This is a genomic window from Cognatishimia activa (genome assembly GCF_017798205.1).
Taxonomy (GTDB): Bacteria; Pseudomonadota; Alphaproteobacteria; order Rhodobacterales; family Rhodobacteraceae; genus Cognatishimia; species Cognatishimia activa_A.
Map to the genome: position 1 here is coordinate 1414912 of NZ_CP060010.1, position 25735 is coordinate 1440646.

25 protein-coding genes are annotated in these 25735 nt (G+C 57.6%); 11 read left to right on the top strand and 14 right to left on the bottom strand.

The features are described 5' to 3' along the window. The first annotated feature begins 91 nt into the window (after window positions 1–91). From HZ995_RS06875 to HZ995_RS06890, 4 genes are read left to right on the top strand one after another with little or no spacing between them, the layout of a single operon-like run. Entirely contained in the window at window positions 92–1522 is a 1431-nt protein-coding gene (locus HZ995_RS06875; protein WP_209357925.1) for a circularly permuted type 2 ATP-grasp protein, read from the top strand. Between the two features lie 6 nt (window positions 1523–1528). Continuing rightward, window positions 1529–2470, top strand: a complete 942-nt coding sequence (locus HZ995_RS06880; protein ID WP_209358189.1) for an alpha-E domain-containing protein — start codon at window positions 1529–1531, stop codon at window positions 2468–2470. Next, window positions 2463–3281 carry a transglutaminase family protein gene (locus HZ995_RS06885; RefSeq protein WP_209357927.1) on the top strand — a complete coding sequence of 273 codons (819 nt, stop codon included), beginning with the start codon at window positions 2463–2465 and terminating at the stop codon, window positions 3279–3281. Before HZ995_RS06880 ends, HZ995_RS06885 begins: the two co-directional genes overlap by 8 nt. 36 nt (window positions 3282–3317) lie before the next feature. Next, window positions 3318–4058, top strand: a complete 741-nt coding sequence (locus HZ995_RS06890) for a proteasome-type protease (RefSeq protein ID WP_209357928.1) — start codon at window positions 3318–3320, stop codon at window positions 4056–4058. 3 nt (window positions 4059–4061) lie between these two features. On the opposite strand, the gene HZ995_RS06895 is transcribed toward HZ995_RS06890, so the two are convergent. From HZ995_RS06895 to HZ995_RS06910, 4 genes are all read right to left on the bottom strand, one after another. Continuing rightward, window positions 4062–5033 (bottom strand): Hint domain-containing protein, encoded by a 972-nt coding sequence (locus HZ995_RS06895; protein WP_209357929.1) that lies wholly within the window; start codon window positions 5031–5033, stop codon window positions 4062–4064. Window positions 5034–5140: 107 nt separating this feature from the next. After that, a complete protein-coding gene (locus HZ995_RS06900; RefSeq protein ID WP_209357930.1) occupies window positions 5141–5527 on the bottom strand; it encodes a carboxymuconolactone decarboxylase family protein in 387 nt (128 codons plus the stop codon). A gap of 11 nt (window positions 5528–5538) precedes the next feature. Further along, the gene (locus tag HZ995_RS06905) at window positions 5539–6627 is read right to left on the bottom strand and encodes an aromatic ring-hydroxylating oxygenase subunit alpha (protein WP_209357931.1); all 1089 of its coding nucleotides are present in this window, start codon (window positions 6625–6627) and stop codon (window positions 5539–5541) included. Beyond that, on the bottom strand, window positions 6624–7511 hold the full coding sequence (locus HZ995_RS06910; RefSeq protein ID WP_209357932.1) for a MurR/RpiR family transcriptional regulator: 888 nt from the start codon (window positions 7509–7511) through the stop codon (window positions 6624–6626). Before HZ995_RS06910 ends, HZ995_RS06905 begins: the two co-directional genes overlap by 4 nt. A gap of 72 nt (window positions 7512–7583) precedes the next feature. Between HZ995_RS06910 and HZ995_RS06915 the strand changes: the two genes are divergently transcribed. From HZ995_RS06915 to HZ995_RS06925, 3 genes are read left to right on the top strand one after another with little or no spacing between them, the layout of a single operon-like run. Next, the gene (locus tag HZ995_RS06915) at window positions 7584–10046 is read left to right on the top strand and encodes an FAD-dependent oxidoreductase (protein WP_209357933.1); all 2463 of its coding nucleotides are present in this window, start codon (window positions 7584–7586) and stop codon (window positions 10044–10046) included. Beyond that, window positions 10043–11161, top strand: a complete 1119-nt coding sequence (locus tag HZ995_RS06920) for a mandelate racemase/muconate lactonizing enzyme family protein (RefSeq protein WP_209357934.1) — start codon at window positions 10043–10045, stop codon at window positions 11159–11161. Before HZ995_RS06915 ends, HZ995_RS06920 begins: the two co-directional genes overlap by 4 nt. A gap of 3 nt (window positions 11162–11164) precedes the next feature. Next, on the top strand, window positions 11165–12448 hold the full coding sequence (locus HZ995_RS06925; protein WP_209357935.1) for an aspartate aminotransferase family protein: 1284 nt from the start codon (window positions 11165–11167) through the stop codon (window positions 12446–12448). On the opposite strand, the gene HZ995_RS06930 is transcribed toward HZ995_RS06925, so the two are convergent. The 4 genes from HZ995_RS06930 to HZ995_RS06945 form a co-directional block, all read right to left on the bottom strand. Beyond that, window positions 12445–13161 carry an SDR family NAD(P)-dependent oxidoreductase gene (locus HZ995_RS06930; protein ID WP_209357936.1) on the bottom strand — a complete coding sequence of 239 codons (717 nt, stop codon included), beginning with the start codon at window positions 13159–13161 and terminating at the stop codon, window positions 12445–12447. The two genes, HZ995_RS06925 and HZ995_RS06930, sit on opposite strands and share 4 nt — an antisense overlap. After that, window positions 13158–14363, bottom strand: coding sequence for an MFS transporter (locus tag HZ995_RS06935; RefSeq protein ID WP_348521226.1), 1206 nt, complete (start codon window positions 14361–14363; stop codon window positions 13158–13160). Before HZ995_RS06935 ends, HZ995_RS06930 begins: the two co-directional genes overlap by 4 nt. Beyond that, on the bottom strand, window positions 14360–14833 hold the full coding sequence (locus tag HZ995_RS06940) for a hypothetical protein (protein WP_209357937.1): 474 nt from the start codon (window positions 14831–14833) through the stop codon (window positions 14360–14362). Before HZ995_RS06940 ends, HZ995_RS06935 begins: the two co-directional genes overlap by 4 nt. A gap of 145 nt (window positions 14834–14978) precedes the next feature. Next, entirely contained in the window at window positions 14979–15677 is a 699-nt protein-coding gene (locus HZ995_RS06945) for a GntR family transcriptional regulator (protein ID WP_209357938.1), read from the bottom strand. A 128-nt stretch (window positions 15678–15805) separates the two neighbouring features. Here HZ995_RS06945 and pobA point away from each other — a divergent pair, with 128 nt between their 5' ends. Continuing rightward, complete coding sequence (gene pobA / locus HZ995_RS06950) at window positions 15806–16975, top strand: 4-hydroxybenzoate 3-monooxygenase (protein WP_209357939.1); 1170 nt, start codon at window positions 15806–15808, stop codon at window positions 16973–16975. On the opposite strand, the gene HZ995_RS06955 is transcribed toward pobA, so the two are convergent. The 5 genes from HZ995_RS06955 to HZ995_RS06975 form a co-directional block, all read right to left on the bottom strand. Further along, on the bottom strand, window positions 16969–17523 hold the full coding sequence (locus HZ995_RS06955; RefSeq protein WP_209357940.1) for a sarcosine oxidase subunit gamma: 555 nt from the start codon (window positions 17521–17523) through the stop codon (window positions 16969–16971). The two genes, pobA and HZ995_RS06955, sit on opposite strands and share 7 nt — an antisense overlap. Beyond that, window positions 17516–20464, bottom strand: a complete 2949-nt coding sequence (locus HZ995_RS06960; RefSeq protein ID WP_209357941.1) for a sarcosine oxidase subunit alpha family protein — start codon at window positions 20462–20464, stop codon at window positions 17516–17518. Before HZ995_RS06960 ends, HZ995_RS06955 begins: the two co-directional genes overlap by 8 nt. After that, on the bottom strand, window positions 20464–20748 hold the full coding sequence (locus tag HZ995_RS06965; RefSeq protein ID WP_209357942.1) for a sarcosine oxidase subunit delta: 285 nt from the start codon (window positions 20746–20748) through the stop codon (window positions 20464–20466). Before HZ995_RS06965 ends, HZ995_RS06960 begins: the two co-directional genes overlap by 1 nt. An 11-nt stretch (window positions 20749–20759) precedes the next feature. Beyond that, window positions 20760–22010 (bottom strand): sarcosine oxidase subunit beta family protein, encoded by a 1251-nt coding sequence (locus HZ995_RS06970; protein ID WP_209357943.1) that lies wholly within the window; start codon window positions 22008–22010, stop codon window positions 20760–20762. A gap of 138 nt (window positions 22011–22148) precedes the next feature. Further along, window positions 22149–22754: a TetR/AcrR family transcriptional regulator gene (locus HZ995_RS06975; protein ID WP_209357944.1), complete on the bottom strand. Its 606-nt coding sequence runs from the start codon at window positions 22752–22754 to the stop codon at window positions 22149–22151. A gap of 235 nt (window positions 22755–22989) precedes the next feature. On the opposite strand from HZ995_RS06975, the gene HZ995_RS06980 reads away from it, so the two are divergent. Continuing rightward, window positions 22990–23784: a dimethylarginine dimethylaminohydrolase family protein gene (locus HZ995_RS06980; protein ID WP_209357945.1), complete on the top strand. Its 795-nt coding sequence runs from the start codon at window positions 22990–22992 to the stop codon at window positions 23782–23784. 47 nt (window positions 23785–23831) lie between these two features. Then, on the top strand, window positions 23832–24167 hold the full coding sequence (locus tag HZ995_RS06985) for a glycosyltransferase (RefSeq protein WP_209357946.1): 336 nt from the start codon (window positions 23832–23834) through the stop codon (window positions 24165–24167). On the opposite strand, the gene HZ995_RS06990 is transcribed toward HZ995_RS06985, so the two are convergent. Continuing rightward, window positions 24127–24645: an ABC transporter permease gene (locus HZ995_RS06990; RefSeq protein WP_209357947.1), complete on the bottom strand. Its 519-nt coding sequence runs from the start codon at window positions 24643–24645 to the stop codon at window positions 24127–24129. The two genes, HZ995_RS06985 and HZ995_RS06990, sit on opposite strands and share 41 nt — an antisense overlap. A 17-nt stretch (window positions 24646–24662) precedes the next feature. Here HZ995_RS06990 and HZ995_RS06995 point away from each other — a divergent pair, with 17 nt between their 5' ends. Then, window positions 24663–25664, top strand: coding sequence for a calcium-binding protein (locus HZ995_RS06995; protein ID WP_209357948.1), 1002 nt, complete (start codon window positions 24663–24665; stop codon window positions 25662–25664). The last annotated feature ends 71 nt before the right edge of the window (window positions 25665–25735 follow it).

Genomic DNA, 25735 nt, shown 5'->3' on the forward strand with positions numbered 1-25735 from the left:
ATGTTTACGCGTAAACCCCTAAAACACGAACCTATTTCAGCCCCTAAAATTATCTGCTTGCGCTCAGGTTTCTTTATGCGAACGTAATTTTATGACCGAGAGTAATCAGTATTTCGACGAAATGTTGCGAGAGGCGGGTTTGCCTCGGCAACCTTATGAAGCCTACTTCAATTGGTTTAAGAACGAAGACCTCAAAACGCTGAGGCGCAAATCTGCAGAAGCCGAGAGTTTCTTTCGCCGGATTGGCATCACGTTCAACGTCTATGGTCAGGACGAGGCTGACGAGCGCTTGATCCCCTTTGACATCGTCCCGCGCGTGATTTCCGCCAAAGAATGGCGCACGCTCGAGCGCGGGATCGAACAGCGTGTCCGTGCGATCAACGCCTTTCTGCATGACATCTACCATCGTCAGGAAATCCTGCGCGCTGGGCGTATCCCCAAGGAGATCATCGCGGGAAATGAAGCGTTTCTCTCTGAGATGGTCGGGATGAAACCGCCCGGAGGCGTCTATACCCATATCGTCGGAACTGACCTCGTGCGCACGGGCGAAAACGAGTTCTATGTCCTCGAGGACAACGCCCGCACCCCGTCAGGCGTGAGCTATATGCTCGAGAACCGCGAGACCATGTTGCAGATGTTCCCAGAGCTTTTCACCCAGCTCAAGGTGCGTCCGGTCTCGGCTTACCCGCAGCTCTTGCGCCGTTCTCTGGCTGATAGCTGCCCTCAAAATTCACCCAATGCGAAGCCGGTTGTGGCGGTGCTGACGCCGGGGATCCATAACTCGGCCTATTTCGAACATGCTTTCCTTGCGGATCAAATGGGGGTCGAGCTGGTTGAATCCACCGACCTGCGTGTCGAAGACGGCTTTGTCTCGATGCGAACGACGCGGGGCTATCAGCCGATTGATGTGCTTTATCGGCGTGTGGATGATGATTATCTGGATCCGCTGACCTTCAATCCAGACAGTATGCTGGGTGTGCCGGGGATCATGGATGTCTATCGCGCGGGCAATATCACCATCGCGAACGCGCCAGGTACAGGGATTGCGGATGACAAAGCGCTCTATTCCTACATGCCCGATATCGTCGAGTTCTATACCGGCGAGCAGGCGATCCTAAAGAACGTGCCGACCTGGCGTTGTTCCGAGGAAGACAGCCTGAAATACGTCTTGGACAACCTCGCCGATCTGGTGGTCAAAGAAGTGCATGGGTCGGGCGGCTATGGCATGCTCGTGGGACCCGCGGCTTCAAAGAAAGAGATTGCGGCCTTTGAACGCAAACTCCGCGCGCGGCCTGCAAATTATATCGCCCAGCCGACGCTCTCTTTGTCGACTGTTCCGATCCTGACCAAGGCGGGGCTTGCGCCGCGCCATGTGGACCTGCGCCCCTTTGTTCTCGTGTCGCCCAATCGCGTTGATATCACGCCGGGTGGGCTGACCCGCGTGGCGTTGAAGAAGGGCTCTTTGGTGGTCAATTCCTCGCAAGGGGGCGGCACCAAGGACACTTGGGTATTGGGGGACTAAGACATGATGCTAGGCAAAACCGCTGGCGGTCTGTTTTGGATGTTCCGCTACCTTGAACGCGCTGAGAATACTGCGCGCCTGCTTGAGGCAGGCTGGCACATCGCCCTGACCCGCGCGGATGGGGCGTCCAATGAATGGCAGTCCATTGTTTCGACCGCCGGCATGAACGCGGCTTATCTCGAGAAATACGACAGCTATGAAGCCGGGCAGGTGATCAATTTCATGCTGCGTGACAAGGACAACCCGTCCTCGGTCATGACGGCGATCACGGCAGCGCGCAACAACGGGCGTCTGGTGCGCACGGCGCTGAGTTCCGAGGTCTGGGAAGCCACCAACGAATGTTGGATGGTGCTTAAGGATCTGCTCTCGCGGCCGGTCACGGAACGCGCGATGCATGACATTCTGACCCAAATCCGGTTCAGAACCTCGGTCGTGCGGGGGGCCCTGCACGGCACGATGCTGCGCAACGATATCTTTGCGTTTTCGCGCCTCGGGACGTTTATCGAACGCGCCGACAACACAGCGCGGATTTTGGACGTGAAATATTACGTGTTGTTGCCCTCGGCTGCTTTCGTTGGGTCCTCCATCGACAACGCGCAATGGGAGGTCATTTTGCGGTCTGTCTCGGCGGAGCGAAGTTTTCGCTGGCTCCATGGCGGCGAAAGTACACCGGCTACGATTTCAAATTTCCTGATCCTGGACGGACGCATGCCGCGGTCTCTGGCCTTCTGTGCCAAGAGGATTGGGGAGAATTTGAAACATCTAGAAATGGAATACGAAGCGCGCGAGGAAAGCCACGTTCAAGCCGATGCTTTGTGCCACCGGATCAACGCGCATTCGGTTGATACGATTTTCGAAGAAGGTCTGCACGAGTTCCTCAGCAGCTTCATCGCCGACAACGCGAAACTCGCGGCTCATATCGAAGAGGACTTTAGGTTCTATGGATAAGACCCGCCGCCTGACCGTGCGCCATGTGACCACATATTCTTACGACGTACCGGTACACTACGCGCTGCAACGCCTCCGCCTGACGCCCAAGGATGGGCCGGGGCAGAAGGTTCTGGAGTGGAGCACCAAGGTCACCGGAGGGGTGGTGCAATGCGGCTTTGACGATCAATTCCAGAACCGTACGGAACTGGTAAAAGTCGATGCCGGTGCCACGACGGTCGAGTTCCTCTGCGAAGGGGTGATCGAGGTCGAAGATCTGGCCGGTGCCTCAGGTAAACATCGCGGCTACGCGCCTCTGTGGCTCTATGAACAGCAAACGCCAACGACCAAACCTGGCCCCGCAATTCGCGCGCTGATCAGTGACATGCTGAAGCAGCGTAAAGAGATGGACGATATCCCTCTGCTCCATGCGCTGTCTGCCGAGATTTTAAAGACCGTGTCCTACAGCATCGGCGCAACCGACAGCGCCTTTACGGCCGAAGACGCGATGGCGGAAGGCAAAGGCGTCTGTCAGGACCATGCCCATATCATGATCTCGGTTGCACGGGCGCTGGGCTTTCCGGCGCGTTATGTGTCGGGCTACCTCTTGATGGATGACCGTGTGGATCAGGACGCGACCCATGCGTGGTGCGAAATCCATGTGACCGGTCTGGGATGGGTCGGATTTGATGTCTCCAACGGCATTTCGCCGGACTCCCGATACATCACCGTCGCCATTGGCCGAGACTATCGTGATGCGGCCCCAATTCTGGGTATTCGTCAGGGCGAAGGCGAAGAAAGGCTTGATGTTGCGCTGCAAGTGCAGCAATAGCCTATTTGCTGTGCAAGAACTTAAATTGAGGGCACTATGACCTACTGCGTCGGGCTGATGCTGAACAAAGGCCTGGTCTTTATGTCTGACACGCGCACCAACGCGGGCGTCGACAATATCTCGACCTTTCGCAAGATGTTTGCTTGGGATGAACCGGGGGAGCGCTCGATCACGGTGATGACCGCGGGCAATCTGGCGACGACGCAGGCTGTGATCAGCCTCTTGGAGGAACGCAGCAAGGCGGTCGAGGATCGCAGCCCCTCGATTTTGAAATGCGAGAGCATGTTTCAGGTTGCGACCTTGGTGGGCGACACCCTGAAAGAAGTGATTTCGGATCACGCCGACGAAGGCCAACAGGCCGATAGCGGGTTCAATGCGACGATCCTTGTGGGCGGTCAGATCAAAGGCGGCAAGCACCGGCTGTTCATGATCTATCCCGAAGGCAATTTCATCGAGGCCAGCGAGGACACGCCGTTTTTCCAGATCGGAGAAACCAAATACGGGCGTCCAATCCTGGTGCGCGCCTATGATCCTGAGATGTCCTTTGATGAGGCGATCAAGCTTTTGCTGGTGTCCTTTGACTCAACCATCAAAGCCAACCTCAGCGTAGATTTGCCCTTGGATGTGCGCGTCTACGCAAAGGATGCCTTCCAATGTGACCACGCCTTCCGCATTGAAGCCAATGATCCCTACTACCTCGAGATCTCCGAAGGCTGGGGCGGGGCCTTGCGCGAGGCTTTCGGCCGGCTGCCGGACTTCGACCTCGACGCGCTTTAGGCGTTATTTGCGCAGATTGCGCCCTTTGCGCAGATGCGCTTGCACGATGGTTTTCTGCAGCGAAGGCGACGGGATGTTGGTCTTAGCCTTTGGCGTCGTCGGCGTGCCGTTGGAATAGGGTAAAAGCCATTCCAACTCGGCCTGAGCCTCAGGACTTGTGATGAGGTCCGCGTCATCACCGTGCAACAGGCTCTCAGCGGGCGCACCTTCGGCAAAGACGATCTCGTGATCTTCAAACCCGAGGTGATAATAGGTCGTGTCCTGAATGTTTGGTTCCAGAAAGATGCCGGGCAAGATCGTTAGTTTGATCGCAGCTACCAGCGCATCTTCTTGCCCGAACTTGTTTTTCGAGATCTTGGATTTTACCAACATGCGGTGCTGACGCGAGACAAGAAGGTCGCGTTTCGGAACACCCAGCCCAATGGCACCCGCAGTGATCCGAACCGGACGTAGTTTTTCGTTGCGTTCAAGCTGACGTTCCGAGAATGCGCGTTTCAGAACATAAGCAAGGGGCTTTGTTTGCCCTTCGCCGCAGGTGACCAGATCTCCGGCACACAGAGTCTCGACCGGCTTTGCGCCCTCGGGCGTCTCAATCATGGTGCCGGAGACAAAACAGACAACATCGCTGTAGTCCCACCCAACGGTATGGCTTTGATAAGAGCCAAGTGTTGCGCCAACCGTGAATTCAGAGTCCGGTTCGGGTACGAAATACCACCCGCCGTCACTTGTGTAGAAAAAGTTGAAATCCTCGACGTGAGAATTTCCGTTGGTATCCGTGAAAGATACCGCGATCTTGTAAGGCTGACTGGCTGTCGAGTTGAACGAACCGCCGTCGATCTGAACCTGTTCGTCAGAGTCTCCGCCACCTTGATAGGCGCCATCATTATCAGAAAACGTCGCCTGATAGGACGTGTTATACTGAGAGTTGTAATACGTCCCAGTCCACCGGAACGCTTCCACTGTATATGTCGGCATTACACACTACTGCCCGTACTCGAACGCATCATTTGCGATGCTTGAACTTGGTGGGGATTATCCACAACCAAAGTTTACCACGAGTTTATGGGTTTCGTGTAGAGAAATTAATCTTTCGCATTGTCCAGAACGTTCCGCGCAGCCCGGAAGCACTCCAACGCCTGTGGCACACCGCAATAGATCGCAATCACATGGATGATTGCGCGGATCTCTTCGGGCGTGACGCCATTGTTGATCGCGCCGCGGCAATGCAACTCCCATTCGTGCATCTTGCCCAGGGCGCCGATCATCGACAGGTTCATCATGGATCGGGTTTTGGCGTCGATCACATCGTCTCCCCAGCCGAAACCCCAGCACCAGGCCGTCATGGCCTCTTGGAACGGACGAGTAAGGTCGTCGGCTGCGTCGAGACTTTTCTGAACATACTCGGCACCCAACGTGGCCTTGCGTTGTTCCAGGCCTTTTAGAAAGAGATCTTCGTCAAATACGCTCATTGGTCAGTCCTTTATTGTGTCGGCCCATCGACCGCTTCGCGCATCCAGCGCTGAAGGTGCATGATGGAATGTTCAGAGTTCACGCCACAGGTCGGATCTACCACCAAGGGCCCTGGCACATAACCGCGAGATTTCAGACCGCGATGCACAGATTCCACGAGGTGAATATCCTCTTCGACAGTCGTTTCCCGATCCTGTTTTGCGAGGTCGTGAATGATCTGCGGGTCAAACCCTTCGGCGGCATACCACCCGCGCCAGACCACCACGTGATCGGCATCAATCGCGCGCCAATGGTAGGTGTTCAGCACATTGCCCGGATAGACCTGAAAGCTGAACATCGGCCAGAGGAACCAGCTTGAATATTCTTCGGCATGCTTGCGGCTGCGGTCGATGGGATAGGTCATCTGATCCAGCGCCTGACATTCCGTTGTGTGGCGCAAACAATAGCCTTGCGGCTGGATGTCGTAGGTCTCGGGTTTCACAACGCCTGTGGCAAAGGTCGGATGGTTCAGAGAGCAGTGATAGCACTCGGAATAATTCTCGACTGAAACCTTCCAGTTGCAATTTTCCGGGATCTCGACCCATTCCACGGGCTTGAGGTCCGCAAAATGCGGCACCCAGCTTTCAAGTTCAGCGCGGGCATTCGGGAACCAATCTTCCATCGGCTTGGCATCTGGATCGAGGTTCACAAAGATGAACCCCAGAAACAGCTCTGTGCGCACCTCGGTGAGGCAGATCTTGGACTTGTCAAAGCCTTCGACCGAATTGATATTCGGCCCTGCACGCAGGCCTCCGGTCAACTCGTAGGTCCAGGCGTGATAGGGGCAGACCACGACGCGCGTTGAGCCCGAGCCGCTGACCAACTGATGCGCGCGGTGTTGGCAGACGTTATAGAACGTGCGGATCACATCATCGCGGCCCTTGATGCAAAACAGGCTCTCGCCCGCCATTTCAAAGGCAAAATAATCGCCGGCCTTCTCAAGCTGGCTTGCATGGCCCGCGAATTGCCATGTTCGGGCAAAGAGCCCGTCCATCTCCATCTCATAGACCTTGGGGTCCGTGTAATAGCGCGCCTCAAGCGATTTTAATGGCTCACTCACGTTGGCTCCTCCACATAAAGCCCAAGCGCGTGGCGGCGGGCGTGAAAGCGGTCGACCCTGTCGACGATTTCGTCAGAGGCGACCGAGATAACAAAGCTGAGCAGCGTCTCGAGAAAGGCGACAATGGCGACGGTCGAGGGAAAGAACTGCGGGCTTTCCGCGCCGACGACGAAGCCGTGATCCGCGGCTCGTATGATCGGGCTTGCTGGGCTGTCAGAGATGGCGACGATGGTCATGCCTTGGGATTTCGCGATCTCGACGGCCTCGACCACTTCGCTGCGATAGGGGCGGCAGGTGATGGCGATCAGAACATCGGTGTCGCTCGCCCATGCCAGATCGTCAACGGCGGTGGACCCCGGGCGCGGGATCGCGTGGAAATCGCTCATGCCGGTTGAGGCAAGATAGGTGAAGTTGCGCGCAATGGCGTTGTTGACGCCGACGCCAAGGGTGAAGACCTGCTTGCTGTTCCAGATCGCCTCGGCGGCGGTTTGCAGTTGTTCGGCCGAGATCGTTGCAAAGCTCTCTTCGATATTTCTGAGCGTCGCTTCCATCATGTCGGCATAAAGCCCGCCAAGCCCGCCCGACTTGCGAATGTCCTGCAACCAGCGCGCACGGTCTGGAAAGCTCATCCCGCCACGCCTAATGGCATCACGAAACGGTGCGCGGAAATCCTCATAACCGTCATAGCCCATCTGCCGCGCCATGCGCACGAAAGTGTTAGGCTTCACCTGCGCCGCTTCAGCGATTTCGCGCACGGTGGACACGCCCACATCCTGTGGGTTCTCCAGCACATAGCGCGCTGCTTTCTGCGCCTCGGGCGTCAGCTCGTCCCAGTCATCAGACAGGCGGTCGAGAATAGATAAAGATACATTTGTGCCATTCATGATTGACGATGGTATAAATGTTTGCTTAGCCTGTCGAGAGAAAACACGACTCTCAACAGAGGAATCTTGCAAATGTCCGAGAGCGCAAAAATACCCAGCCACGCGCGGGTGGTTATCGTCGGCGGCGGCGTCATGGGCGTGGGTCTCGCCTATCACTTGGCGCATGAAGGATGGGGGGCGGATACGGTCCTTTTGGAAAAGGCAGAGCTGACGTCGGGATCGACCTGGCATGCGGCTGGGCAGATCACCCATTCGACGTCTAGTTTCTCGCTGGGCAAATGCGTGGACTACAACATCGGGCTCTATTCCGGTGGATTAGAGACTGAAGCGGGTCAGGCGGTGACATGGCATGGCTGCGGCTCTTTCCGGCTGGCCTATACCGAAGACGAGATGGATTGGCTCAAGCACACGCTGTCAGTTGGCCGCTCTTTGGGTTTCAATATCGAGCTTGTCGGTACGGATCGCATCGCCGAGCTGCATCCTTTCTACAACCTCGACGGCGTGCTTGGCGCGCTCCACACGCCAGATTATGGCCATGTGGATCCGACCAATGTCACCATGGCGATGGCGGCGGGCGCGCGGGCCAAGGGTGTCAAGATCATCCGCCGCTGTCAGGCGACCAACATCACCAAGCAGGGTCACGAATGGGTCGTCGAGACTAACCAAGGCACCATCCGTTGTGAGCATGTGGTAAACGCAGGCGGCACCTATGCGCGGCAGATGGGCGAGTGGTCGGGGCTGCAATTGCCGATGACCTCGATGACCCACCACTATTTCGTCACTGAAGAGGTGCCCGAGTTTCAGGATCTAGAAACGGAATTGCCGGTCATCCGCGACGACCGCAAGGTCTCGGGCTATATCCGGATGGAGCAGAAGAAGGGCCTCATCGGGATTTACGAGAAGGAAAATCCGAATTCCGTCTGGCACGATCACTGCCCTTGGGACTACGAGAACTGGCTGTTTGACGCAGACTATGACCGCGTGATGCCTTACCTCGAAGAAAGCCTCAATCGCATGCCGATCTTTGCCGAACTTGGCATCAGCCGCGATGTGCATGGCGCGATTTCGCATCCACCGGACGGCAACCCTCTGATCGGTCCTGCGCCGGGTGTCGAGAACTACTGGTGTTGTTGTGGCACTCAGATCGGCATCGGCTGGGGCCCGGGTCTCACACGGGAACTGGCGCGCTGGATGGTGCACGGGGCGGCGGATATTTCCATGCGCGACTATGATCCGCGTCGCTTTGGGGAATATGCCACCAAGGAATGGCAGGTCATCAAAGCCAAAGAGGATTATTGCCTGCGCCACGAAATCCCGTTCCCGCATTTCAATCGCCTCGCAGGGCGGCCGGTCAAACCCTCGCCGATGTATGATCGGCTCAAGGAAAAGGGCGCGGTCTTTGAGGAGGTCTTTGGACACGAACGCCCCCGCTGGTTCGCGCCCGATGGCACGCCTGCCGAAGATATCTATTCGTTCAAACGATCTCCTCTGCACGACATCATCGCCGATGAATGCAAAGCCGTGCGTGAGGCGGTCGGGATCATGGATATCTCGGCCTTTACCAAGGTCGAGGTCGCGGGGCCGGGGGCAGAGGCCCTGCTCGACCGTCTGGTCGCCAACAAGTTGCCGCAGAAAGCGGGGGGTATCACACTCACCCATATGCTGAACAAACGCGGCCGGATCGAGTTGGAAACCACCGTCGTTAAGCTGGAAGAGGGTCGATATTACCTCGTTTGCGCGGCCTTCTTTGAACAGCGCTTGATGGATCATCTGCGGACCCATCAGGATGGCGAGGATGCCGAGATCATCCTGCGGTCCAATGACTGGGCGGCGCTTACACTGAACGGCCCCAAGGCGCGCGATGTGCTGGCGGCCTGCACTGATGCGGATCTCAGCAATGCGGGCTTCCCATGGCTTAAGGCGCGGGAAATCACGGTGGCGGGCGTGATGCTCTGGGCGTTCCGCATGTCTTATGCCGGCGAGCTTGGTTGGGAATTCCACATCCCGCGCGACGGTGCGCTTCAGGTCTATGACGCGCTTTGGGCCGCTGGTGAGGCCCATGGCATCAAGGACTATGGCAGCTTTGCCATGAATGCTCTGCGCATGGAGAAAGGCTTTAAGGGTGCGGGTGAATTGACCAACGAAGTGACCCTGCCAGAAGCAGACGTCATGCGGTTTGCCAAGCTCGATAAGGATTACTTGGGTGTCGAAGCGACCCGCGCCAGCGCCGCGCAGGCCGAGGCGGGAGATATGCCTTGGGTCTGTGCCTATCTTGCCATCGACGAAGATGGAGAAACCGACGGCCATGGCGGCGAAGCCGTGATGCTGGGTGATCGAGTGGTCGGCTCGACGGCGTCGGTGGTCTATGGGCCAACGGTCGGCAAGATCCTGGCCTTTGCCTATATCAAACCAGAGGCCGCAGCACCTGGCACAGACTTGACGGTGATCGTGCATGGCGCACCACGTGCCGCCAAAGTCTTGGGAGAACCAGCCTATGATCCGGCCAGCAAATTGCCAAGGACGGATGCGGCATGAGCGGCTCGGGACATAAAATCAGGCGGATTAGTCTCTGGCATGTGCCGCTGACCAGCCATGAGGCCTATTACATGGCCGAGGGCAAAACCTGTGACACGGTCGAGACAGTCGTTCTGGCGGTTGAGACCGACACCGGCCTCATTGGCTGGGGCGAAGTATGCCCGATCCCGCATTATCTGCCCGCCTATGCGCGGGGTGTCGCCTCTGCCATCACAGAGCTCGCGCCGGTCCTCATTGGCGCGGATCCGGTTGGGCCTGAGGCCGTCATCGCCAATGCGGACGCCTATCTGCAAGACCACCGCTATGCGAAATCGGCGTTGGATATCGCCCTGTGGGACATCACGGGTCAGGTCGCAGGGCTTCCGGCCTACGCGTTGCTTGGCGGGCGCAGGGCTGCGGATATGCCGCTCTATCATTCGATCACCTGCATCGCGCCGGACGAAATGGCGCGGATTGCACGTGAGGCCTACGCGACCGGTATCCGGCAGTTCCAAGTGAAGCTCGGCGCATCAGGCGATTGGACCACCGACGTCGAGCGTCTGACCAAAGTGCGCGAGGCTGTCGGCGAGGGGCCGCTGGTCTATGGCGATTGGAACTGCGGAGCGACCTCTTTGGACGCAACGCGGGTCGGGCGTGCGGTGGCGCGTATGGATATCATGCTCGAACAGCCCTGCCCGACAATAGCAGATTGCGCGCGGGTGCGTGAGGCCACTGGCCTGCCGATGAAGCTGGACGAAAACGCCCATGACATCCCCTCGATGCTCGAGGCGCATGAGCGTGGGTGTATGGATGCCGTCGCCCTGAAGCTTTCAAAATACGGAGGCCTCTCTGCCACCCGTCGCGCGCGCGATATGTGTCTCTATCTCGGCGCAAAGATGTGTGTTGAGGACACCTGGGGCAGTGACATCACGACGGCGGCGCTCTTGCATCTGGCGGCCTCGACCGATCCGTCTCGGGTGCTGAACACCTGCGATCTGTCGTCTTATGTGTCACCCCGCCTCGCGCCAACAGCGCCGGAACGCGCGAATGGCCGTATTGCCCCGCCTGAAGGCGCAGGCCTTGGGATCAACGTGGACGCACAGGCGCTGGGCGCTGCTGATCTGACTGTGGAGTAAGCCATGCAGAAATTAACTACCCAAGCGGAATGGGCCGCGCGTGCGAAAGCGGTTTTGCCCGCTGGCGGCTTCGGAAATTTCGACCCGTCTATGTTCATCAAAGAGGGCCGCGGATCGCGGGTCTGGGATGAGGATGGCAATGAATATGTCGACTATCTGATCGGCTCTGGCCCGATGCTTTTGGGCCATGGTCACCCCGAAGTTCTGGAGGCTGTTCTAGAGCAGCTCCCGAAGGGTCAGACCTTTTTTGCGAACAACGCACTGGGCGTGGAACTGGCGGAGGATATCGTCAACGCGATGCCGTGTGGCGAACAGTTGCGCTATGTGTCCTCGGGCGGAGAGGCGGATATGTACGCCATGCGCCTCGCGCGGGCGTTCACCGGGCGCGACAAGATCGTAAAGTTCGAAGGCGGCTATCACGGTATGAGTGCTGAGGCACAGATGAGCCTTGCCCCCGTGAAGCAGGTGAACTTTCCGCAAGCGATTCCTGACAGCGCGGGCATTCCTCAGAGTGTCGCAGACGAAATGCTGATCGCACCGTTTAATGATCCTGACTACATTCGCTCTCTTCTGGCTGAATATGAGGGGCAGGTGGCTGGCATCATCGTTGAGCCTCTTCAAAGGATCATTCCGCCGGAACCGGGTTTCCTGCAGCTTTTGCGAGAGGAAGCCGACAAATACGGCATCGTCCTGATCTTTGACGAGGTGGTTACAGGTTTTCGCTTTGCCTATGGCGGCGCGCAGGAACTCTATGGCGTGACGCCGGATCTCTGCACCTTGGGCAAAGTCATTGGCGGAGGCTTTCCGCTGGCGGCCATTATTGGGCGCACAGATATCATGGCGCATTTTGATAAGGCCGTGGTCGGTGCGGATGGCTGGCTCATGCAACTTGGCACGCTTTCGGGAAATCCAGTGGCGACGATTGCGGGGATCAAGAGTCTCGAGATACTGCGACGCGAGGGCCAGTACGAAAAGCTGCGCGGGTTCGGTCATAAGGTACAGGACATGATCCGCAAAGCGCTGGATCCGGTGGGCATCGGATACCGTATCGTCGGCGATCCCACCCTGTTCGAGATCGTGTTCACCGATGCCAAGCCACGCACCTATCGCGATGTGCTTGGGGGTGATGCGGCGGCTGGCAAAGTCTGGAATGACACCTTGCGCGCGCATGGGATCTTTAAGTCCCCTGGCAAGACATATCCGTCCTTGGCCCTCACGGATGCGGACATGGAGATGACCTCTGACGCGATTTCACAGGCGGGGAAAGCGGTCGCGCAACTGGGTTAGAAGAACCGGCGCACCCAGCTGTCAGGTAAGAGGCGCAACAGGCGAAAGACGCCTGCGAATGGATAGGGAAAGGCCGTGCGGAATTTGCGGCGTTTCATGTTGCGGATTACATGATCGGCGGCGACGTCTGGCATCATCAGTTGCGTCATCTGAAAGCTGTTTTTCTGCGTGAGGCGGGTCTCGATAAAGCCCGGATTGGTGACTTGTACCCGCACCTTCGTGGATTTCAGATCGAGGTAAAGGTTCTCGGCCAGATGCATCAGAGCAGCTTTGCTGGTGCTATATCCGACCGCTCCGGGCAAGCCGTGGTAGGCGGCAAGAGAACCGATCAGGACGATGTGGCCCTCATCCTTGGCAACAAAGCGGGACACGATGTCAGGTAACACACGCATCGCGCCAAGCACGTTGACATCCATCATAAAGAGACCCTTATCGCGGTCCCAATCTTGCGCTGTCATCGGGTCATAGGCACCAGCGCAGTAGATCACGCCATCGATGTCTGGCAGCGCCGAAAGCGCCGCGTCGACCGAGGTCTGATCGGTGAGGTCCATCGGAAGGATCTGGGCATCCTCAACGTCGATATCCCGCAAGCGACTTTCCGAGCGCGCCGACAAAACCAAGGCGCAGCCCTCAGCAGACAGCTTTTCCGCAAGGCTGCGGCCCAACCCTTCTGAGGCACCGATAATCCAATAGGTTTTTGCAAGCTTGGTCATGGTTGGAAGGTCTTTTTTGGCAGGGTGAGGGTGATCAAAATCGCAAGGATCTTTAACCCGCAGGGGATCAACGCATAGAGCAGCGTGAGGCTGGCGAGCGCTTCGGCCGAGTTTTCGGTGGCGGATTGAAACCCTTGCCGATCCAGAATGGGCAGCACGAGGCCGGCGGCCAGCGCCAGCGTCATTTTATTGGCAAAGGACCAGAACCCAAAGGCTTGACCCGCCTGTAAACCGGCGCGGGCCAGGACTGAGGAAAACAAAGCTGGCAAGATCAACATATCCGCGCCTAGGGCAAAACCTGACCCGATGCAGATGATGGCAAATGCGGTGGCTTCTCCGCCGGTAAGCGTCGCGGCCCATCCGAAACTTGCGATGGCGAGGCTCATGGCGGCGACCAAGGTCAGGCGCGGGCCGATGTGGGCTGCGGCTTTGGTCCAGACCGGGATGGATAGGGCGGCTGCGACGAAAAAGACGATCAGAAAAGGACCTGCGGCGTCTGGCAGCATGAGGCGGTCTTCGACAAAGAACACGAAGAGCGTCGAAGTGATCGCGACTGGCAAAGTATTTACGCAGGTCAGCAGTAGGAGGTTGCCTCCGCCAGACGCAATCAGCGCTTTGAAGTTCAGCTTTTCCTCAACCTGAACAGAGGTCGTCCAAAGCGGTCTGCTGAACAGTCCCGCGAAAAAAATAAGACCCATGAGGGCGATGCCAAATCCCACATACCCCAGCCAGATCGGCAAGGATGCGGCAAGGATGATGCCAAGCAGGCTCCCCCCTTCGCGCCATTTGGCGACAGAGATCATCTCCTGAGGTGCATCGCCCTCACTGAGCGCGCGGGTCTGGCCGTAAAACAGGATCGAGGCCAGGCTGAAGCTGGTGAAAACCAGAGCCAGCACCAAGACCAACCAAAGGATTGGGTCGAAGGGTGGCGCGACAGAAAACAGGCACAGAAACCCGAGGGCGAGGCCGGTGACGGCCAGCGCGACAAAGCTGCGCTTTCGGTTAGGGTAGCGGTCTACCATCCATCCCAAAACCGGATCCTGCACAAAGTCCAAGACGCGGAGGCCCAGCAAGATGGCTCCGACGGTTGCAAGGCTCAGCCCAAGGTCGACTCCGGCATAGCGCGGCAGATGAATGTACAAAGGCAGGCCAGCCGCAGCCAGCCCCATTGCAAAGAGCCCAATCGCCGGAGCGCGCATCATAGGCCTCGCAGTCGACGGGATACGGCGGGAAAACGGCTGTCCAGCGACAACCAGATATCCAGAAACCGTGCGCGAATATTTGGATGGGTCAGGCGGCAGGTCTGCCGGTTGTTGCGAAAAAGCGAGACGCGGTCTCTTGCGGAACCAATCGCGAGGAATCTGTCTCCGGGTCCGACGTCGGCAAAGCAGGTTTGCAGTTTGCGCGCGATCTGAGGGTGATCCGTTTGCGTGCCCTCAAGGCGGTCAAATTCTTCCATCGTCGCGGTGGTCAGGCTCTTCTTGGAGAACCGGCGCGCGTATTTCAGCTCTATTGCGGCGGGTTCAGTCGGATCATAGCGCGCACCGTTTGGGGTAAAGACCGCGATGTCAAACACGCGAAAGCCCAGCCATGTCACCGTGTCCTGTGCCGAGATTTGGGCATCCTCAATCTGGGTCAGAGGTAGAGGAGCGATGTCATCCGCAACGCTCATGCCACCTGTCAGAAGACAAGCCGCTACAGAGGCTGCTTTTGGGGCACTCTGACTGAAAACCGAACCAAATCGCACCTGCGTCCCTCGCCGTGGTTTGGGACTGTTACGCGGGAAAGCCTGTGGCGGATCATTCTAAGGGGCGGATTTAAACCAAAAGATCCGTGTAAATCGGGATCTGATTTGCATGCTCTCGCATCAGGCTTTCCGCCCGCATCGCATCGCGTCTGAGGATCGCGTCCAAGATCAAACGATGCTGCATATTGGCGAACTTGAGGCGCGTGATCTCTTCGTCAGCTTTGTCGGCATTGAAAACGACAGAGCCGAGGCTGACCAAAGGCAGATGCGCCAGCCGTTGATAGGCATGGCCAATAAAGCGGTTGTCGGCGGCCGTCATGATGGCCTGATGAAAGTCGCGGTTCAGCGATTGAAATCCGGTGACGCGCTGGGCGGGATCCTGATCGCTCGCCAGCACGGTGTCGATGTCCTCAATGATTTGACCGAGGTCTGTTGCGAGGGCCACATCAATGCCTTCACGGGCCAAAGTGCCCGCAGCCAGACCTTCGAGTACGCCACGCACCTCATAGGCCTGCGCCAACTCGTGTGAGTTAAAGGACAGGACCGTATAGCCGCGTCCGTCACGTTTGCGGATGAGCCCTTCGGATTCCAAAGCCTGCAACGCCATGCGGGCTGGCGTGCGCGAGACGTCCAGCATTTCTGACACCAACACTTCGCTGATTTTTGTATCCGCTTTCAGCGAACCATCCATAATCCGCTGCCGCAGGATCGTGACGACTTTCTGGTCGGATGTGGTGTTTTCATCAGCGGTCACAAGGGTTTGAGGCATTTAAAGGATTTCTCATAATGTATCCAATGAATATGTAAATATCAGAATAGAGTCGAAAAAACTAGGAAAAATCCTAAAAATGGATACATAAATGGTGAACGAGGATTCGTTCCTGTGTGGAGGAGCCTATGAAAACCCAGGTCGCGATCATTGGCGGAGGTCCGTCTGGGCTGTTGCTGTCACAGCTTCTGTACACGCAGGGCATCGACAGCATCGTGTTGGAGCGAAAGACCAAAGACTACGTCCTTGGCCGCATCCGCGCGGGGGTGCTGGAACAGGGTCTCGTGCAAATGATGAAAGAGGCCGGATGCGCGGATCGCATGAAGGCCGAGGGATTTCCACATGATGGAACCGAGATCTCTTATGGGGACGAGATTTTCCGCATCGATTTCGCTGACCTCACCGGCACGCCGGTCATGGTCTATGGGCAAACCGAGGTCACCCGCGACCTCTATGAGGCGCGCGAGAAGGCAGGTGGGCAGATCGAATACAATGTCGAAGATGTCGTGATCCATGATGCGAAATCGGACGCGCCCTTTGTGACCTTTACACAGGATGGGAAAGAACGCCGGATCGACTGCGACTATATCGCGGGCTGTGATGGGTTCCACGGCGTGTCGCGCAAAACCATCCCGGATACGGTGCGCAAGGAATATGAAAAGGTTTACCCTTTTGGCTGGCTCGGGGTGCTGTCGGAAACACCTCCGGTGAACCATGAGTTGATTTATGCCAATTCGGACCGCGGTTTCGCGCTCTGTTCGATGCGGAATGAGAACCTCAGCCGCTACTACATCCAATGCCCGATCAGTGATGATCCAAACAGTTGGAGCGATGACGCCTTTTGGGAGGAGCTGAAGCGCCGTATCCCTTCAGATGTGGCGGCCAAACTTGTCACGGGTCCGTCGATTGAAAAATCCATCGCGCCGCTGAGGTCCTTTGTCTGCGAACCGATGCAATACGGGCGGCTGTTCCTTTGCGGAGACGCCGCGCATATCGTGCCACCCACCGGAGCCAAGGGGCTGAATACGGCGGCCTCAGACGTCTATTATTTGTATCACGCTCTGACCGCCTTTTATAAATCCGGCTCGTCAGATGGCATCGAAGGGTATTCTGCCAAAGCCCTCGCACGGGTCTGGAAGGCGGAGCGGTTCAGCTGGTGGTTCTCTTCCCTGATGCATCAATATCCGGACCAGACGGTCTTTGATCACAAGATGCAGATCGCAGAACTGGAATTCCTGCGCAGCAATCGCTCTGCGCAGAAGGCCATGGCCGAAAACTACGTCGGGCTGCCTTATTGAAGCCCGACCGCGACTTCCAATAGCGCGTGGTGCAGGGATCCCGCTGAGGAATGCGCGCCGAGGACGGACCATCCCGCCTCAGAGCGAATGACAACGCAGCCCATGTGATGCAACTGCGTGCGCTGAGCGCTGCCCGGTTGCATGGTTTCGCTGTCCAATCCGCAGAGGCGTTGCAAAAGGTCGACGCAGCCCTCACCCGCCAGATCAAAGCGGCAGAAGCCCTCTGATTGGTCGGTGACCGAGGCGGTGTCGCCCATGGCGTCCTTGACGTTTGCCGCCCAAGTCCCGGATTGATCAAATGGCGCATCGACCAGGTATTGGTCAGGCCCCATCCACCAAGCGCGTGATCCGTTGGCCTCGGCCATCGTGCAGACGTCAGGCGTGCCTGCAAAACCAAGCGCTTTAAACCCATCATTCGCGTCCATGCCCTTGCGCGTTGCGACAGAGGCAAGCGCGCGATCGGTGACCTCGGTGATTGTCACCGAGCCCAGAGTGTCAACGCGGGGCGAGGCCCCTCCCAGCGGGGTAAGAGGAGTGAGATCAGTCACGCAGACGCCCTCCTTCTGGATCAAAGAAATGCGCCGAGACGATCTCGACAGGGGTTTCGTAATTCTTGATCGGGTTTACGGCGCGCAGCTTCTCGCCCATGCGCTGATCCCCGCCATTCACATAGCCAAGGCCGATGTATTCCTTCAGCATCGGTGAGTAGCACACAGAGGTCACGTGCCCCTGATCCACCCAGGCCGAGACCTCTCCGGTTTCGTTCATCAGATGTGAGCCGGCATGGATGCCCTGGCCATTCAGCGACCGCAGGCCGACAAGCCGTGGCCCGTTCGGATCAAGCTGCGCTTCGCGTTGGCTGTTGTGGAAGCCGATGCAGTCTTTCTTGCGCGAGACCATCCGGTCCAGACCCATATTGAGCGCGGTCATACGGCCGTCGATCTCGGCCCCTGTGACGTGGCCCTTTTCGATCCGCATGACGTTGAGCGCCTCAAGACCGTAAGGTGTCACGCCCAGATCCGCGCCAACCTCCATCATGCGGCGCACAAGCGCGTCGCCATAGCGGGTAGGGACTGCGATCTCATAGGCCAGCTCACCCGAGAATGAGATCCTAAAGAGGCGTGCTTTTAGACCACCACAGACGGTGATCTCGGCGCATCCCATGAAGGGGAAGGCCTCGTTGCTGATATCGTGATCTTTGTCGACGATACGTGCGAGCAATTCACGAGATTTTGGCCCGGCGACCGCAAACTGTGCCCATGCGTCGGTGGTCGAGATGATCTGAACATCCATCTCAGGGAACAGACATTGGCGCGCGAAATCCATGTTGCGATAGACGAGTACTGCGTTCGCTGTCGTGGTCGTCACAACGTAATGATCCTCGGCAAAGCGCGCTGCGGTGCCGTCGTCATAAAGCATCCCGTCTTCGCGCATCATGAGGCCATAGCGCACCTTGCCGACAGGCAATTTCGCGAAACCGTTCACGTAAAGCTTGGACAGGAATTCGCCCGCGTCTTTGCCCTGTACGTCGATTTTGCCAAGCGTCGTCACATCGCAGATGCCCACGTTGGTGCGTGTGGCGATGACTTCGCGGTCGACAGACTGACGCCAGGTGGTTTCGCCCTTTTGAGGGAACCACATCGCCCGCATCCAGAGGCCGACTTCTTGGAAAACGGCGCCCTGTTCTTCGGCCCATTTATGGCTGGGTGTGAGGCGTTTGGGGCGGAAGTTTTCGAGCGTCGAGCGGCCCGCGAGCGCGCCCATGGCAACGGGCACGTAAGGTGGACGATAGATCGTGGTGCCTGTTTCTGGGATCGACTTGCCGGTCTTTTCGGCCATGACGGCCAAACCCAGAACATTGGCGGTTTTGCCTTGGTCTGTGGCCATGCCGAGCGTGGTGTAGCGTTTGAGGTGCTCAACGCTGACATAGCCCTCTTGATGGGCAAGCTTGACGTCTTTGACGGTCACATCGTTTTGGAAGTCGACCCAAGCGCGTTTCTTACTGGGGACGTACCAATAGGCAGAGATGCCGGTCGCTTCGCCTTCGACTTCGGGCAGGGTCATGACCTTGGATTTGATGCCCAGATCATTCAGCGCCTGTTTCGCCTGAGACACTCCGTCGGCCATCACGTTGCCCATGTCATAGACGCCACGGGCGGCTCCGGCGACGATTTGCCCGGGGGGTAGGTCGCCAGCCGGGACAAAGGCTGCGATATCTTCGCGCCACTCGGGGCGGCCGCGTTGGTGGCAGGTCATACCGAGGTTCGGGGAATAGCCGCCAGAGACCGCGATCGAGCCGCAAAGGATGTTGGTTGTGTATCCCTTGGCAGTTTGAACGATGGCTTCGGTGACGCCGTGGCGGCCCTTGGTGTCAAGGATCACCCCGCCGCGATGGACCTCTGTGCCGTCGATCTCTGGGCCTTCGTTGCGAGTGTCGACCACGGCCGGTACGTTGACGCCCTTCGCCATAAGATCGCGCGCGGTTTTGTAGCCGTCGTCGTTGTTGGTGAAGACCAGAACAGACTTTGCCGTCGCCGTCGCCCAGCGGTTGGCATAGGCGCGCACGGCACTTGCCATCATGATCCCCGGACGGTCGTTATTGGCGAAACCGATGTGGCGCTCATGGGCACCTGCCGCGACAATCGCGCGTTTGGAATAAATGCGCCACATGGTCTGACGCGGCTTGCCCGCGCCGGGGGTGATCAGGTGGTCTGCGTTGCGTTCAAGCGCGCCATAAATGCCGTGGTCATAAGCGCCAAACACCGTGGTGCGCGGCATGATCCGCACGTTCGGCAGGGACGCAAGTTCGGCCTGAGTGGCTGCGGCCCAGTCGCTGCCGGATTGATCGGCAATGGACATGGTTTCGGCCAAGAGGCGACCGCCGAGCAGTTTGTCTTCTTCGGCAAGGATCACACGTGCGCCTGCGCGGCCCGCCGTCAAAGCTGCCATTAGACCAGCTGGGCCCGAGCCAATCACCAGCACATCGCAATGCAGGAAGCCTTTGTCATAGGCGTCGGGGTCGTTTTCCTCTGTGACGCTGCCCAGACCCGCGGCGCGGCGGATCGCAGGTTCGTAGAGCTTTTCCCAAAAGGCTTTCGGCCACATGAAAGTTTTGTAGTAGAACCCCGCGCTCAGGAAATCCGAGAAGAGATCGTTGATCGCCAGAAAGTCACGCTTAAGGCTTGGGAAGCGGTTTTGAGAATTTGCGACAAGGCCGTCGTAAAGCTCTATGGTGGTTGCCCGCGTGTTGGGCTCCTGCCGTGCGCCTTCGCGCAATTCAACGAGCGCGTTGGGTTCCTCAGATCCCGCAGTCACGACGCCGCGAGGGCGGTGGTATTTGAACGAGCGGCCCATGAGCTGAACGCCATTGGCAAGCAATGCTGAGGCAAGCGTGTCGCCCTGCAACCCGTTGTAGGATTGGCCGTCGAACTTGAACCCAAGGGCGGTGCCATGGTCCACCAGACCGCCGCTTAAACGATAGCCACTCATCACGCGGTCCCCTTGTTCTTTGCCACATCCTGCGCCAGTTCAGCGCCAAGGATTTCATGGGTTGAGACATTGCGGGTCACGACGATCCAGTTGCGGTCGCCATATTCGTGGTACCAAAGCTCGCGATGCACGCCGGGCGGGTTTTCGCGGGTGTAGACATAGTCATAGAACTCTTGTGGCGCGGTTTCGGACTGCCAGTCGGGGCGATCCAAGAGGGTGGCGTCGCCAAGGTAGGTGAATTCTCCGGCGTCGCGGGGGCCAAGAAGCGGGTGGGGGATCAACATCGCGTCGCCTCCTAGTGCAAGTTCGGCTGCGCACCGGCGCCGAGTTCGTCGATCATGTGACCGGTTTTGTAGCGATCCAGCCGCAGAGCGGTCGCGACCTTGTGCGGCGTGTCTGTCGCCATCAGATGGGCAAAGCAATAGCCCGAGGCAGGCGTCGCCTTGAAGCCGCCATAGCACCAGCCGCCATTGAAATAGAGGCCTTTTATCGGGGTCTGGTCAATGAAGGGCGAGCCATCCATCGACATATCCATGATGCCGCCCCAAGACCTCAGAACCCGCGCGCGGGCGATATTGGGGAAGATCGAGATGCCCTCTTCGACGACCTCTTCGACGGTCGGCAGGTTCCCGCGCCAAGCGTAGGAATTGTAGTAATCAAGGTTGCCGCCAAAGACCAAACCGCCCTTGTCAGACTGGCTGATATAGAAGTGACCCGCGCCGTACGTGATCACGCCTGGCAGGATGGGTTTCAGCCCTTCAGTGACAAACGCCTGCAAGACATGGCTTTCAATGGGCAAGCGCAGCCCGGCTTTCGCCATGACCTCACTGGACCGCCCCGCCACAGCCACGCCGATCTTTGGGGCCATGATGTCGCCGCGCGTGGTCTCGACGCCTTTGACCTCGCCGTTTTCGATCTTGAAGCCAGTCACTTCGCAGTTTTGGATGATGTCGACGCCGTGTTGATCGGCCCCACGCGCGTAGCCCCAAGCCACCGCATCGTGCCGCGCCGTGCCCGCGCGGGGTTGCAGCAGGCCGCCCATGATGGGGAAACGCGCGCTTTCGGTGTTCAGGAAAGGATAGAGCTCTTTCACGCCCGCTTTATCCAAGATCACCGCGTCTGACCCATGCAATAGGATCGAATTCCCCCGCCGGATCGCCGCATCACGCTGGGCGTCATTGTGAAACAGGTTGATGATGCCACGTTGCGACATCATCGCGTTGAAGTTCAGATCCTGCTCAAGGTTTTCCCACAGCTTCAGGGAAAGCTCATAGAACGGCTGGTTCCCATGCATCATGTAGTTGGAGCGCACAATCGTCGTGTTTCGGCCCACATTGCCGCCGCCAATCCACCTACGTTCCAGCAAGGCAATGCGGGATTTCTTGTAGACTTTGGCCAGATAGTAGGCGGTCGCCAAACCATGCCCGCCACCGCCAACAACGATGAAATCATAGTTTTTCTGCGGCTCGGCATCGCGCCACGCAGGGGTCCATCCTTTGTGACCGGTCAGCGCCTCTTTAAAGATGCGCAGAGCATTATATCGCATGCGTCTCCCCACTGCGTTTTGCTGAGTGCTTCACGCGACAAGAATGACCGCCGTAAACCTGTATGCTTGCGCTTTTGCGACACTCTATGTCGAAAGTTGATCACGACTTTAGCAGAGGTATCGCTGAGCAATGAACCTTTAAGTATCCCCGCAGCCCTGTTTGGCGTCACGAAACCCCTTCAGGTCAACATTGATCAACGCGCCAAAGCTCTCGAGACCAACACGAAACAATTCGCCGGGGTGGAAGGTTTCGCCAATCGCGCCGCCTTCGATCCAAAGCCCGTCCAACAAAGCGCTTCCCGCAATACTGAGGCGGCGCAGTTCAGAATCTGATTTGGATATGCCTTCCTCGGCATAGACATCGGCGATCAGCGTTTTGGTTTGCAAACGCAGCTCATGGTAGGATTTGGTGTGCTGCCGGATCATATCGTCGTCATGTAGAAGGATCTGGAAAAACCCCGCCCATGTCCCAACTTTCTGCCTTGTGGTGACCGGAGCCTTCAGTGTCGCCTCAATATATCTGATCAACCGGCATTTTGCAGTTCCAGCACCCGTCATCGCGCTTCCGGCCGACGCGAGCATGTCGCTCATATGCGCCTCATATGCGGCTACAATCAGTTCGTCTTTCGATTGAAAGTAGTACCGAATAAGGCCCTGCGTGACATTCGCTTCGCGCGCGATCGTGCGCACCGTTGCAGCGGCCACCCCGTCGGTTGCGATGACTTTGAGGGTCGCATCGATCAAAGACTGACGACGCGCGTCACTCTTTCTCTTTTGAAAATTTTTTGAAACGGTATTCATGAGTACAGCAATATTAACTTAGCTTGCTGCCTTCGTGCGTAACCATTGGTTTCGCGCTAGAGCGGCTGGCGTCCATGCACTTAACTATATACAGAAGGCTATAAACGGCAACGCTCTTAAAAGTTTGCCGCATCATTTGACCCATAAAAGCCCCCTGAAACCTGGAAACTAGGAAAAAATGAGCCCAAAATCCTACACATTCTCGCACGCGGTGTCTCGCAAGCCCGCTGCGTCAATTATCCGAGGTTTGCGGTTTGAAGACTCTGGCACGCCGGATCACCAAAAGTTTCTAGAGCATCATGCCGCATATGTAGACGTGCTGCGCTCTACTGGGGCTGAGGTGACGGTGCTCGAGCCGCTCGAGGCCTATCCGGATTCTGTCTTTGTCGAGGACGCAGCACTTTGTTTACAAGAGGGTGTGATTCAGATGCGCCCGGGTGCGCCATCCCGTTTGGGCGAGGCTGCCGAGATCGCGGGGACCCTGGCTGATATCTATGGCGACATTCATGAGCTGGAGCCGGGTGGCTTTATCGAAGGTGGCGATATTCTGGTGACGGACAGCGAGATTCTCGTAGGGCTGTCCTCGCGGACGGACCATGCCGGAGTTGCCGCATTGGATAAAATCGTATCGAAGTGGGGATACAAGGTTCGTGAGTTGCAGACGCCCGAAGGTGTTCTGCACTTCAAAACCGATTGCTCGCTTTTGGACGAAGAGACCATTTTGTCGACCAAACGTCTGTCGGATTCCGGCTGTTTTGATGGATATCGGTTGTTGCATGTCGCCGACGGCGAAGAGGCTTGCGCCAATTCTATTCGGTTCAACGAAATCGTCGTTATGCCCGACGGGTTCCCAAAGACCACGGAGATGTTGACCAAAGAAGGCTATGACATTCGGCTGATCGGCAATACCGAGGCAGCTAAAGTGGATGGCGGTATGTCTTGCCTGTCTTTGCGGTTTTCTCCTCGGCGATAGCCTCATCCTAAGTCTTGATTAACGGTTGGGCCGTAGCGTGTTTTGCGATGCAAAATACGGCTCGAATTCGCGTAAATGAGGCGCTCTTTTCCGTAGGGCGCGTGGTTGCTGTTGTCGTGACCTTCAATCGCTGTGCACAGATGCAGCATAGTGTTCGCTGCTTGCTTGCCGCGCCTGAACACCAACTTTCCGGGATCGTGGTTGTCGACAATGCCAGTTCCGATGGAACCGAGGTTTGGCTTTCGAACCTAGAGGACAGCCGGCTATCTGTCCTGCGTCTCCCGCAGAATGTCGGCGGTGCTGGCGGGTTTGCTGAAGGCCTTTCAAAAGCCGTCGAGCGCTTTAATGCGGATTGGGTGTTGCTGATGGATGACGACGCCTAAGCGCCACGAAAAATGAGCTTTGATAGAGCGGTGCATAACCATGGTACAGGCTCTCGCGCAGCAGGCTGAGGATATGGATCAAAGGGTTCCATTCCAATATCCACTGCACCGTGGATGGTAAGTCACTCGGCAAGAAAAGCACGCCCGAGACCAAGAACAGCAATCTTGACGTCACCGCCCAAAGCGGCCGCCAGACTGGCAGGATCGCAAAGAGCGCGCAGTTCACGAACCCAACCGCAATTCCCGCCCCTAGTGCAAGCGCTAGGGCTTCGACGATCCCCCACAGATCAACAAGTCCCGGAACGCCCGTGTACCAAGCGACCCCACCCCCAAGACTAAGAGCGACGCTCAAGGCCAGGGTGGTGCCGATCGCCATGCGCGCCAAGATCGCCTCGGGCCAATGACGCCGCCCCTTTCGTTTTAGATGCAGAAACCCGTTACCAAGCGTCGCTGCGGTGGTTTGAAACAGAAGGAACACCCCATACAGTCCTTCGGTTGTCCTCGGCCGATGGGCAAAGGCTCGAGAATGAGGATGTGTTCTGGGACGGGTTTCACAGTGTGGATCGCGTAGATCTGGGCGATGTGACACCAGACGACGTGGTCTATGGCAGCGGTGATGCGGATGTTTTGTCGGGAACGGCGGCCGCCGACGAGATTCAGGGACAGTCGGGCGATGACACGATCAACGGTCAAGACGGAGACGACCGGATCCTGGGTGGAGATGGCCTGGACAGTCTGGACGGCGGGCTTGGGGCCGACACATTATTCGGAGGCTTTGCCGATGATCTGCTGAGCGGCGGCGCGGGTGCGGACCGGCTTTATGGGGAACAAGGCGATGACCGTATTCTGGGCGGGGACGAGGACGACCAGATATGGGGCGCGGATGGCAATGACTTTGTGGCCGGCGGCACCGGCGCGGATGAGATCTCTGGCGGGGCGGGGCATGACGAGTTGCGCGGCGGTGCGGGAATGGACCTGATGTACGGCGGCGCGGGCGCGGATTTGCTGAAGGGTAATGACGGCAATGACACGCTTTTTGGCAATGACGGGGTTGATACGCTGAAAGGCGGCATCGGAGACGATTCCTTGGATGGAGGGGACTTGGATGACAAGCTGAAGGGGAAGATCGGCAATGACACGCTCTATGGCGGCGACGGCAACGACAAGTTGAAAGGCGGGGCGGGGGCGGATCGGCTTTATGGCGGGGCCGGAAATGATCGGCTGGATGGCGGGACCGGTAATGACATCTATCAAGGCGATGCTGGTGCGGATCGCTTTATGTTCAAACGCCACCACGGCAGCGACCGGATCAATGATTTCACCCAAGGAGAGGATGTGATTGACCTGCGATACCTCGGTGAAGGCGGCATCAAACGGGTCGCGAACCTTGAGATGTCTCAGCAAGGTGCGGATGTGCTTATCAACACGGGATTGGGAGAGATCTGGCTGACAGATACCTCGCTTTCGGACATGGATGGCTCTGATTTCCTGATCTAGCGACCATAAGCCCCGTTATTTTTGTACCAAGAGCGCTTGCGCTGGGCACGGTGACCGCTAACATGAGGCAA